The sequence below is a fragment of the Candidatus Peregrinibacteria bacterium genome, from assembly GCA_016699145.1.
In the GTDB taxonomy this organism is placed as follows: domain Bacteria; phylum Patescibacteriota; class Gracilibacteria; order UBA1369; family 2-02-FULL-48-14.
Window position 1 is genome coordinate 537,068 of sequence record CP064962.1, and the last position, 12,327, is coordinate 549,394.

A 12,327-nucleotide genomic window follows, 5' to 3' on the forward strand; every position below is an offset into this window, starting at 1 on the left:
AAACACTAGAAATATAATCCAGAAAAGATAGTATAAAGGAAAGAATACTCCTGCCATGTCACGCCTCCCCTTCTTTAATAAAGTCCTCAAAGCCCTGTTCCTGCTGAGTATAGCGGTCTTTTTTCAATGGCAAATGACGCAGAACGCTTCTGCGGCCACTCGAACCTGGGATGGCGGAGGAAGCACCAACAACTGGAGCGACTGTGTGAACTGGTCCAATGACACGTGTCCCACCACAGCGGATGTGGCCACTTTCGACGCGACCTCTGTAAAAAATGCCACCCTCGACAATGGTTTCACGACCGGCGTCACCACCTTCAACATGAATACGGGTTACACCGGAATCATCACTCAAGGGCGCTCTTTCGTAGTGAGTGGAAACACCACCCTCGCTTCTGGAACTTTCAATGGAAACTCTGACGCCCTCACTTTCACAGGAAGTTTTGGCCAGAGCGGAGGGGCCTTCAACGGCGGCGCTCAAAACGTGCTACACACGGGTGCTTTCACCATAAGTGGAGGTGCGTACACAGCCAGTTCTAGCACAACCACTTTTGCAGCTGCTTTCACCCACACCATAGGAGGAACCTTTAGTCACAATAACGGTACCGTCGTCTTCACAGGAGCCGCGGCAACTATCAATGTCGCCACTACAGAAACCTTTCAAAACCTACAAGTCAATAAGAACAATGCTGTAAACTTAACGATCTCTTCCGGGGATACCTTAGTAGTTAACGACACGACCACTCTCACCAATGGAGGTTTGGGTGGAACCGGAACCTTGAATGTGGCCAAATCCATTTCTGTGAATTCAGGATGGGATGGTTCCACAACTGGAACCATCAGCATCACTGGAACAGATGTTCAATCTTTATCCTTAAACGGAGACCAAGCTCGCCTTGCCGGAACCATCACTCTCAACAACCCGAACTTCACCATCAATGGAACAGGATCAGGGACTTTGAACTTCAATATTCTCAATCTTCAAGCAGGTATCCTGGATGCCACAGGTTTCAGCCTAAGTGTGGCTAGCACCTTCTCTCAAAGCGGCGGAACTTTCACCGGAGGCTCAGGCACTGTGACACATACCGATGACTTCACCCTCAGCGCCGGCACCTACACCGCCACTTCTGGCACCACCGATTTCGCAGCCGGCTTCACTCATACCGCCGGAGGAACGTTCAGCCACAATGAAGGCACCGTGGTTTTCTCGGGAGGAGCAGCAACCGTCAATGTGGCCACGAGTGAAACTTTTAAGAACTTGCAAATCAATAAAAACAACGCCACCAACTTAACCATTTCAGCCGGAGACACTTTGATTGTGGGTGCCACGACCACTCTCACCAATGGAGGTTTGGGTGGAACCGGAACCTTGAACGTGGCCAAATCCATCTCTGTCGATTCAGGGTGGGATGGCTCAACCAATGGAACCATCAACATCACTGGAACAGACGTTCAATCTTTATCCCTGAATGGAGACCAAGCTCGTCTCGCGGGAACCATCACCCTCAACAACCCGAACTTCACCATCAATGGAACAGGATCGGGTACTTTAAACTTCAATATTCTCAATCTCCAAGCAGGTACCGTGAATGCCACGGGTTTCAACCTCACTGTGGCCAGCACCTTCTCTCAATCCGGGGGAGTCTTTACTGGAGGAAGCGGCACCATCACTCATACCAATAACTTCACTCTTTCCGGTGGGACTTACACTGCCAGCTCCGGAACCACCAACTTCGCAGGGGATTTTACTCGTACTGCAGGAGGAACTTTCACTCATAATAATGGAAGCATCGTCACAAATGGCGGCGCAAGCGCTTGGGATGTGACGGGTACAGAAACCCTTCACAATCTTACGATCAATACCACAGGAACCAGTATCCTCACAGTGGTCAGCGGAGACACTTTAGTAATCGAGGGCACTTTGCTCCTACAAAATGGTCAATTCAGCGCGGGAACTTTAAGCGTGCAAGGAGACATGGTTGAAGAAGGCACTTGGGATGGAGGCACTTTAGGAGGCGAAATAAAAGTGGAAGGTACAGGTACACAAACGGTAACTTTGAATGCAGGAAGTATAGAACCCGCAAACACCTTCACCATCAACAACAGTGACGCCACGGTCAACGCACCGGGCAGTGGCAGCGCCTACTTCTGGCTCTTCAACCTTTCCGCAGGGACCTTCAATGGAAACGGCGCAACAATCACTATAGACAACACCTTCACTCAAAGCGGCGGGACTTTCAATTCGAGCACAGCGAGCCTCAGTTTTTCAGTCAGTATGACTCAAAGTGGAGGAGCCTTTAATGGCAGCTCAGGAACCGTCACCTATGCCGCAGGTTTCACTCTCTCGGCAGGCACCTATACGGCCAGTTCCGGAACCACCTACTTTCAAGGAAATTTCACTCACACCGCAGGAGGAACCTTCAGCCACAATAACGGCACCGTAGAATTCAACACCGCGGGCGACAGCACTTACAACGTAGCTAGCTCAGAGACCTTCAACCACGTGACTCTCAATAAAGCAGGTTCCAATGCGACCATCTCTTCAGGAGACACCTTCATCGTATTGGGAAACCTAACTTTAAGCGATGGACGTTTCAATACTGGAACTTTGGAGATCTATGGCGACGTAAGCGTCGGAGCTGCTTACGATGCAGCCAGTTCTCCCATGATTTTTAGAGGATCCGCAACGCAAATCTTCACCCTGGGAATAGCAAACAGCATCAATGGGGACCTCACCATCAACAAAAATGGCGGGTCTGTGCAACAAAGTGGCGCTTTGATTTTAGATGCAAATTCTCAAGACCTCCTCATCACATTAGGCACTTACAACATCAATGGATCCGACTTAAGCGTGAATGGCACGTCGGGAACAATGGTCGTACAAAACGGTGGAATTTTCCAACTCCAAGGAGGGGAATCCATCACATTGAACGGAGGAAATCCAAGTTTACAAACAGGCAGCCTTGTGAAATACAACGGCGCGGCTGGCCCTTACACTCTTAAGGATTTCACCTACAAATCCTTAGAAATTGCGGGCGGAGCCAGTTCCATCTTTGCCTTGCCAGCCACCCTAAGCATCGGTGAAAACTTAAGCATCACTTCAGGAATTTTGCGCTTGGCAGGCAATGCACTCACCGTGACGGGAACTTTTTCCAACACAGGCACCTTGCAATTGCAAGGGGGCGAAAGCGTAACTTTGACCAACGACAGCAATTCCGGAACAGTGGAATATGTGGGTGATGGAGACAGTGGAGCCGATGACTACACTTTAAAAAATTGGACTTATTACCATCTCAGCATCGCCACCACCGATGCCAACGATTCCATCACGGCTTCCACTTCCCCTGTCGACATCAATGGAAATCTTTCAATTTCGAATGGAACCTTCGTGGCCCCCACGGTCTTGAATCTCAGCGGAAATTTTGCACGCAGCGGAGGCACATTCAACCCCAATAGTGGAACCGTGGTTTTGAATGGCGGCAACCAAAGCATCAGCGGAACCCTCACTTTCAACAACCTCAGCAAAATCACCAGCTCAAGCGTCACTCTCACCTTACCCGCCAGTACCACTCTCACCATTACCGGCACCTTGACGCTCAAAGGAGTTTCCGGCCAGCTCCTCGCCCTTCGCAGCAGTTCCAATGACATGCAAGCCGTAATCGACGCACAAGGTTCACGCATCGTGGAATACCTCGACATAAAAGACAACAGCAACATCAATGCCACCGCGATTTCTTGTGGAAATTGTGTCAACAGTCTCAACAACAACGGCTGGAATTTCAACATCGCCAACATCAGCGTCAGTGCCATTTCAGGGAACACCACCGAAGCAGGCGGCACAGCCACTTTCACCGTAGTGCTCGACACCGAACCCAGCGCCGACGTTAGTTTCAATATCAGCAGCAGCGATACTAGCGAAGGCACCGTGTCCCCCTCCTCTCTCACTTTCACATCCGAAAATTGGGATACGCCTCAAACCGTCACCGTAACGGGAGTGAACGATGCTTTTGTGGACGGAGACATCAGCTTCAACATTGTGAATGGCAGCATCACTTCAGCAGATGGCGAGTACAACGGCTTGAATCCCAGCGACGTGAGTGTAACGAACACAGACAACGACATCATAGGCCTCACCATCGTTGAATCCGGCGGTAACAGCGCTGTGACCGAAGGGGGAGCCACCGATTCTTACACCGTGGTTTTAAACACCGAACCCACCGACGACGTGACCGTGAGTTTCACCGTAGGTTCCCAAATTTCTTTGAGCAGTCCGAGCTTCATTTTCACCCCAGAAAATTGGGACGATCCGCAAACCCTCACTATCACCGCCGTCAATGACGCCATTGCCGAAGGAGCTCACTCCACCAACATTTCTCAAACAGTGTCCAGCAGCGACCCTCAATACGATGGCCTGGGTCTGAGCAGTATCAGCGTGGCCATCACCGATAACGACACCGCGGGCCTCACTGTCAGCGCCATTTCGGGCAACGTTTCTGAAGCCGGAACCACCGCCACTTTCACCGTAGTGCTCACCTCTCAACCCATCGCAAACGTCAGCTTCAGCGTGATGAGCAGCGACACCACCGAAGGCACCGTATCCCCCAGCTCTCTAACCTTCACTTCCGAAAATTGGAGCACCCCCCAAACGGTCACCGTAACAGGGGCCAATGATTTTGTGGTGGATGGAAGCATTGCCTTCAGCATCGTGAATGGAAGCACCACTTCCGACGACTTGAATTACAGTGGCATAAATGTCAACGACGTGAGCCTCAACTGCAGCGACAACGACGTAGCCGGCTTCAGCGTCAGCGCCATTTCGGGCAACGTTTCTGAAAGCGGTAACACCGCGACCTACACTGTGGTCTTGATTTCAGAACCCACTGACGACGTGAGCTTCGACGTAGAAAGCAGCGACCTCAGCGAAGGCACTGTCTCCCCCAACTCCCTCACTTTCGATGCCAGCGATTGGAACATTCCACAAACCGTGACCGTGACCGGAGTGAACGATGACAACGACGATGGCACCGTCGCCTTCACCATTCTCAACGGAACCGTCAGCTCTGACGACTCCAATTACAACGGCCTCAGCCCCAGTGACGTGAGCGTGAACTGCACCGACGACGACAGCACTTCCATCACTTTAACGCAATCGGGTGGAAACACCGCCGTTTCCGAAGCAGGCACCAGCGACTCCTATTCTTTCGTACTCACCAGTCAACCCTCTGCCAACGTAATCATCACCTTCACAGGCAATTCCCAATTGGAATTGAGTGAAAACAGCCTTACTTTCACACCTGAAAATTGGGATGCACCCCAAATTTTAACGGTCCAGGCAGCCAATGATTTTGTGGCCGAGGGCCCACATTCTGTAGAAATTTTCCATTCTGTAAACAGTGACGATTCCACTTACAATGGCTTTGAATTGAGCAGCGTCAACGCGGCCATCACCGACAACGACGTGGCCGGCTTCAGCGTCAGCGCCATTTCAGGTGAAGTGACCGAAACCGGAACCACCGCCACTTATACAGTGATGTTGACTTCTCAACCCACCGCTGAGCTCAGCTTCAACATCGTGAGCAGCGACCCTTCCCTGGGCACTGTCTCCCCCTCTTCACTCAGCTTCAATTCAAGCAACTGGAGCTCCCCACAAACTGTCACGGTAACGGGAGTGAACGACTTCACCGTGGAAGGAACTTCCACTTTCACGCTCGTGAATGACGTGGCCAACTCCATGGACAGCGCGTACAACAACTTGAATCCTGCCGATGTCTCTGCCTCAAGAACCGACAACGACCTTGCAGGCATTACTTTGGTGGAATCTGCGGATGAAAGCAGCGTCACTGAAGGCGGAGCCACGGACTCCTACACCCTAGTACTCGATGCCAAACCCAGCAGCGAAGTGAGCATCACTCTCACGGGGGATCCACAAATCAGCCTGAGCAGCGAAATGCTGATCTTCACTCCAGACAATTGGAACCTGGCTCAAACCATCACCATCACGGCCGTAAACGATTCTATTTTAGAAGAAGACGACATGGTGGGCATCGGGCACACGGTGAGCAGCAGCGATCTCAACTTTGACTCCCTCGCCGTGGACTCCATTTTTGTCACCGTAAACGACAATGATGTCGAGGATCCAGAAGAGGAAGAACCCACCCCGAAGATGAGGAAGAAGACGAAAACAGTGGAGGAGGCAGCGGAAGTGGCGGAGGCGGCCACAGTTCCTCAGGGGGTAGCTCTCACGAAGAAGAGGATGACGAGGATTCCGTGAGTTCTCTTGAAGAAAATTTTGAAGAGACCTTGCCCAATCACTGGTCAGACAGTTATTTGAAAAACACTTTGGAAGAAAGCTTCATTATTGAAGTGGCCATTGCTCAAGAATCCTTCCTCGACCTACTTTCCGAATTCTTCATCCTCCCCGACTTGACCATCAGCCGCAGCGATGTTTTGACCTTCTTACTCGTACAAAGTGGCGTGGACATCACCTTGCTCAGCACCCATGTGGAACGCCCCGACTTTTCAGACGTGACGAGCAAAGACGAAGGTTTTGGCATCATCAATTTTGCAGCGGAAGCCGGATTGATTGACGGCTACGGCGATGGAACCTTCAAACCCTCCCGCATCACCAACCGAGTAGAAGCGCTCAAACTTGTGTCCACGTTCTATCAAGAAGTGCCCAAAGAACTGCGTGGAGATGAGTTATTGGCCCGTTACAATTTGGAAGAAAATCCCTTCAGTGACGTCGATTTGGATGAATGGTACGCTCCTTACGTCATCGCCGCCTACAGCAACGGAATCATTCAGGGTTACCCCGATGGAACTTACAAACCTTCGCAAAGCATCACTCACGCCGAATTCTTAAAAATAGCCATTTTAGGAAAAAGGACTTTGTGGGAGTAGAAATCGCTTGACGAGGGCGTTTTAGCACTTTAATATTGTGAGTGCTAATTTAACGAAAAACCTATGTCTCGTATCATCGGAATCGATCTCGGAACCACCAACACCTGTTTTGCCGTCATGCAAGGAGGAGACGCCACCGTCATTCCCAACGTTGAAGGCAAAAACACCACCCCTTCCATCGTGGCCACTAAAGACGGCGAGCGCCTCGTGGGCGAACCCGCCAAGCGTCAAATGGTGATGAACGAAAAAAACACCGTCTTTTCAGCCAAGCGCCTCATCGGGCGTCAATTCAATGAAGTGAAAGAGCTCGTTGCACGCTTCCCTTTCGAAACCAAAAAGTCCAGCAACGGCGAAGTGGACATTGTGCTTGAAGGCAAGGCCAAGAAGCCCGCCGAAATCAGCGCGATGGTTTTGCAAAAAGTAAAAGCGGACGCTGAAAAATACCTCGGTGAACCTGTAACTCGCGCGGTGATCACCGTGCCCGCTTACTTCAACGACGCACAGCGCCAAGCTACGAAAGACGCCGGAGAAATCGCCGGCCTCACCGTGGAACGCATCATCAATGAGCCCACCGCCGCAGCCCTGGCCTACGGTCTAGACAAGCACACTGGAGACAAAAAAATCGCAGTCTTCGACCTGGGAGGAGGAACTTTTGACGTGTCCATTTTGGAACTCGGCGACGGCGTCTTCCAAGTGCTGTCCACCAACGGAGACACCTTACTGGGAGGAGATGACTTCGACAATGTGCTCATCGAATGGCTCGCGGATGAATTCAAAAAACAAGAAGGCATCAACCTTCGCGAAGACAAAGTGGCACTGCAACGCCTCAAAGAAGCCGCCGAAAAAGCAAAGATCGAGCTCTCTAGCCAACATGAAACCGAGATCAATTTGCCTTTCATCACCGCCGACAAAAACGGTCCCAAGCACATGGTGCTCAAGCTCTCTCGCAGCAAGATGGAAGACCTGGTGGCTCCGCTCCTCGAGCGGCTCATGAAGCCTTGTAAGCAAGCCATCGACGACTCCGAAGTTTACGTGAGCGACATCGACGAAGTGGTACTCGTGGGAGGAATGACTCGCATGCCCGCCGTGCAAGCCAAGGCCAAAGAAATCTTCGGCAAAGAACCTCACCGTGGCATCAACCCCGATGAAGTCGTAGCCCTCGGCGCTGCGATTCAAGGAGGAGTTTTGCAAGGTGACGTGAAAGACGTTTTGCTGCTCGACGTGACTCCTCTGACCTTGGGAATTGAAACCCTCGGCGGAGTGATGACCCCCATGATCGAACGCAACTCGACCATTCCCACTTCAAAATCCCAAGTGTATTCCACCGCAGCAGACAACCAACCTTCCGTGGACATCCGCATTTTCCAAGGTGAACGCCCCTCGCTCAAGACAACAAATTCCTCGGAAACTTCCAACTCGACGGCATCCCTCCGGCCCCGCGCGGCGTGCCTCAAATTGAAGTGACTTTCGACATCGACGCGAACGGAATCATGAATGTGAAGGCCACTGACAAAGCCAGCGGAAAAGTGCAACACATCACTATCACCGGCCACTCCGGACTCTCCAAAGAAGAGATTGAAAAAATGAAGAAAGAGGCCGAACTCCATGCCGACGAAGACAAGAAAAAGAAGGATGCCGTAGAAGCACGCGTGAACGCCGAATCCCTCGTCTCACAAACCGAGCGCACCCTCAAAGACCTCGGAGAAAAAGTACCTGCAGATGTGAAGGGGGCCGTAGAAAGCAAGGTCGCCGACCTTAAAAAAGTCCTCGAAAACAAGGACGCGACGCCCGACGAACTCAAGACAGCCAGCGAAGCCCTCTCCAGCGAAATCCAAAAAATCGGCTCCGCAATGTATCAACAGCCCGGCGCCGGCGCCCCTGGTGCAGAAGGCATGGGTGGGATGGGCGGCGCAGCCGGCAGCGACGACCCCGATGTGAAGGTCTACCCCAAGGATTCAAAGCCTGAAGACGCTGCATCCGACACAAAACCCGACGATGAAAATGGCGAAAATAAGGGGCCGACTATTGATGGAGAGGCGAAGTAGCATAACTCAAACTACAATGACCCATTGAAACAGTCCCCAATCAAAGTATAATAATCACATGCAAATCATTCCAAAGATATCTTCAGTTATGAAAACCACACCACTCCCCGTGGAATTCAAAGGTCAATAATCAACGCCAAAAACAGCATAAATGATACTCATATCTGAGGAAATCTCCTCCTCTTCAGTCAGCTCCATGCCTGCTCGTATTTTTGCAGCCACTAAAAGATCCCGGTACAGCAGGTCATTGGTATAGACGAAATAATTCCAGCGTTTATCATTTTCAAAATCATAGGGAGCTAAAATGTTTAAAAGTTGCTCCCGATCTTGAATCCTTTCAAAGGCAAGAGCCATTCCTTCTGCTGCGATAGTTCCATCCTCACTGCTGAGCATCTGATTCATTAAAAGATCTTTATCGTCAATATCTGCTTTCAATCCTTCAATCATCGCAAGGACATCTTCACCCCACCCCATATCACCCTCAGCAGTGACAGAAGCCACCTCAGCAAAAGTGTAGGCGATGCGTAACCTTTCCAAGAGATTGAAATGCATGCTCACAAACATAGCGATCAAGAGCACAGGGATGAACAATAAAAGATACTTTTTAGACATAAATATAAATGGCGAGGAGTGCACCCAACCTTAAATCATTTTCATGTTTTGTACAAGATGGACTGATGGCCTCTAGCGCCTCCATCAAAAAAAATATAAACTAAAACCATGACCAAAGCCCTCATTGAACTCCAGAAAAAAATCAAAAAATATCTCAAATCCATCCAATGAACACCTCCCTATCCTTCGTCCACTTCTGCGACCATGCCTCCATGAGCACGGATGGAAAGTTGAATTTGGTCGGGATCTTCGAAGGCCTATTCGCTCAAGAAATGCCCACACGACATCCACAGATGTTTGCACTCATCCGCTTGAACTTTCCAAAGGGAAACCATACCATCACAGTAACTTTGATGCAGCAAGACAAAGTGCTCGCCAAAACAACTTTTGAAAAAGATGTGGCCAAGGGAACTCCACAAAACCTGCTCTGGGGCATTTACGCCTTAGACATCGAAAGCTGGGATCCCATCGAGCTCAAAGCTTACGAAAATGGCACGGAACTCGGTGGAGCCACTTTGCCCATTTACCGCCTCCCTAAACCCTTTAAAAAACCTTCCAAATGAAAATCCAACCCGTTGAATACGCACTCTTCTGTGATTACGCCTCCGTTTCCATGGATGGCAAAATCAACATGAACGGCATCTTCGAACGCATCCTTGCCGAAAAAACCCCCGTCACTCATCCGCAAATGTTCGTGGTGTCTCGCCTCATCTTACCCAAAGGGAAACACAGCGTGACCTTTACGCTCATGCAGCAAGACAAAGTGCTCGCCAAATCCAATTTCGAAAAAGAAATCCCCAATGAACTCGGCGTCCACAATCATTTTTGGAGCATTCAAGGCCTGAAAATAGAAGCGTGGGACCCGCTTGAACTTCAAATTCTGATTGAAGGCAAACAAGTTTTTGTGAAGCGTTTACCCATCATTAAAGTAGAGCGCAAGGGAAAAGATCCCAACAAAGCAGCATAGCTTGCCTTGCCCCACTTTCACTTCTTCGCTATCCTGGCCGGGCCTAATCAAAGCTCATGCTCGACCCCAAATTCATCGTTCAAAATCCAGCCGCTGTGAAGACTGCTGCCGAAAAAAAACACATCAGATTTGACGTGGAACATTTCATTCAAGTGGATGAGAATCGCCGCGCTGTGACCGCCGACCTCGAAGCCATTCGCGCCGAAAAAAACGCGGCAAACGACAAAATCAAAGCCCTCAGCGGCAATGAAAAACAAGCCGCCATCGAAGAAATGCGCAGCAAAGGCGATCTCGAAAAATCCCTCGGCGAAGAGCTCAATCGAATCGAAATGGAATGGAAAGGTCTGCTGCTACGTGCCCCAGCCCCTTGCTCGCCCGAAACGCCGGAAGGAAAAGACGACAGCGAAAATGTCGAACTCTACAAGGTCGGTGACTTGCCTCAATTCAAAGACCAAGACGGCGTCGTGTTCGAGCCCAAAGACCACATCACACTGGGTGAAGAACTGGACATCATCGACGTAGAACGCGGCGTGAACATCGGTGGTTCTCGCAGCTACTTTCTCAAAAACGAAGGCGCACTTTTAGAACTCGCCATACTCCGCTTCACCCTCGACAAGCTCGTGTCCAAAGGCTTTGTGCCCTTCCTTCCTCCCCTCATGGTGAATCGTAATGCCATGGAGGGCACCGGTTATTTCCCCGGTGGCGAAGAACAAGCCTACACTCTCGGTGTGAAACGTCCAGAAGACGAGCATATTGAAAGCGATGATAAATACCTCATTGGGACCAGCGAAGTTCCTGTGACTTCTTACCACCGTGATGAAATCCTCAAAGAAGACGAATTGCCCAAACGTTACGCCGGTTATTCCTATTGCTTCCGCCGTGAAGCCGGCACGTATGGAAAAGACACCCGCGGCCTCTATCGCATTCATCAATTCCAAAAAGTAGAACAAGTTGTGCTCTGCAAAAACGACCCCGAGGAATCCAAAAAAATGCATGAAATGCTCCTGAAAAATGCCGAAGAAGTTTTACAAGATTTACACCTGCCTTATCGCGTCGTAGCCGTGTGCAGCGGAGACATGGGCCAGGGCCAATACTACAAAAACGACATCGAAACTTGGATGCCCAGCCGAGGCAACTACGGCGAAACGCACTCTTGCTCCACCTTCCACGAATTCCAAGCCCGCCGTCTCAACATCCGTTACAAAGACGCAGACGGCAAAATGCAATTCGTCCACACCCTCAACAACACCTGCGTGGCCTCCCCTCGCATCCTCATTCCCATCCTCGAAATCTACCAAAACGCCGACGGATCAGTGACGATTCCGACGGTGCTAAGGCCTTATATGGGTGGACGCGATAAAATCACTAGGAAATAAGCTGAATGAAACCACTGGATCTCCTGCTAAATCGTTTCACTCAAAAACGCATTCAAATCGAAGGTGATCATGTGGAATACGAAGATATATCAAGAAATCTGAGTCTAAATTTAAACGAAGTGACTCACATGAATTATGGAATTACCCAGCTATACATCAATGGAATAAGAATGAACCGATTCTATAACATTGATCTCCAAACGGCAGACCCAAAACGAAAGATAAAGATTATCATGCAAGTCATTGCACCTTTTAAAAGATTCTACCAGAATACAGAAATCAAATTCCAAGAGATCATCAACCATCTAAAACCAACCGCCAAGCGCCTCGCAAATGATGCTTTAAAAAATTGTCGAATGGAGAAACTTTGGAGCTTGCAAAGGTAACCATGAATCGTAAGGGTATAGAAATGACGAAAGGGGTTTTT

Annotated in this window: 7 protein-coding genes and 1 pseudogene; 7 read left to right on the forward strand and 1 reads right to left on the reverse strand. The window is 50.0% G+C overall.

Features of this window, described 5'->3' with window-relative positions; genetic code table 11:
• The first annotated feature begins 55 nt into the window (after nucleotides 1–55).
• The 3 genes and pseudogenes from IPG41_02895 (at nucleotide 56) to dnaK (ending at nucleotide 8,945) form a co-directional block, all read left to right on the forward strand.
• A complete protein-coding gene (locus tag IPG41_02895) occupies nucleotides 56–6,271 on the forward strand; it encodes a hypothetical protein (protein QQR55476.1) in 6,216 nt (2,071 codons plus the stop codon).
• Nucleotides 6,268–6,900, forward strand: a complete 633-nt coding sequence (locus IPG41_02900) for an S-layer homology domain-containing protein (GenBank protein ID QQR55477.1) — start codon at nucleotides 6,268–6,270, stop codon at nucleotides 6,898–6,900. Before IPG41_02895 ends, IPG41_02900 begins: the two co-directional genes overlap by 4 nt.
• 63 nt (nucleotides 6,901–6,963) lie before the next feature.
• Nucleotides 6,964–8,945: pseudogene (gene dnaK / locus IPG41_02905) on the forward strand (molecular chaperone DnaK).
• 123 nt (nucleotides 8,946–9,068) lie between these two features.
• On the opposite strand, the gene IPG41_02910 reads toward dnaK, so the two are convergent.
• Entirely contained in the window at nucleotides 9,069–9,557 is a 489-nt protein-coding gene (locus tag IPG41_02910) for a hypothetical protein (protein ID QQR55478.1), read from the reverse strand.
• A 167-nt stretch (nucleotides 9,558–9,724) separates the two neighbouring features.
• Between IPG41_02910 and IPG41_02915 the strand changes: the two genes are divergently transcribed.
• Genes IPG41_02915 through IPG41_02930 form a run of 4 tightly spaced genes read left to right on the forward strand, consistent with a single transcriptional unit; the run spans nucleotide 9,725 to nucleotide 12,286 of the window.
• Complete coding sequence (locus IPG41_02915; protein ID QQR55479.1) at nucleotides 9,725–10,120, forward strand: hypothetical protein; 396 nt, start codon at nucleotides 9,725–9,727, stop codon at nucleotides 10,118–10,120.
• A complete protein-coding gene (locus tag IPG41_02920) occupies nucleotides 10,117–10,524 on the forward strand; it encodes a hypothetical protein (protein QQR55480.1) in 408 nt (135 codons plus the stop codon). The genes IPG41_02915 and IPG41_02920 overlap by 4 nt, the downstream gene beginning before the upstream one ends.
• A 56-nt stretch (nucleotides 10,525–10,580) precedes the next feature.
• On the forward strand, nucleotides 10,581–11,900 hold the full coding sequence (gene serS, locus IPG41_02925; protein ID QQR55481.1) for a serine--tRNA ligase: 1,320 nt from the start codon (nucleotides 10,581–10,583) through the stop codon (nucleotides 11,898–11,900).
• 5 nt (nucleotides 11,901–11,905) lie between these two features.
• The gene (locus tag IPG41_02930; GenBank protein QQR55482.1) at nucleotides 11,906–12,286 is read left to right on the forward strand and encodes a hypothetical protein; all 381 of its coding nucleotides are present in this window, start codon (nucleotides 11,906–11,908) and stop codon (nucleotides 12,284–12,286) included.
• Nucleotides 12,287–12,327: the final 41 nt, after the last annotated feature.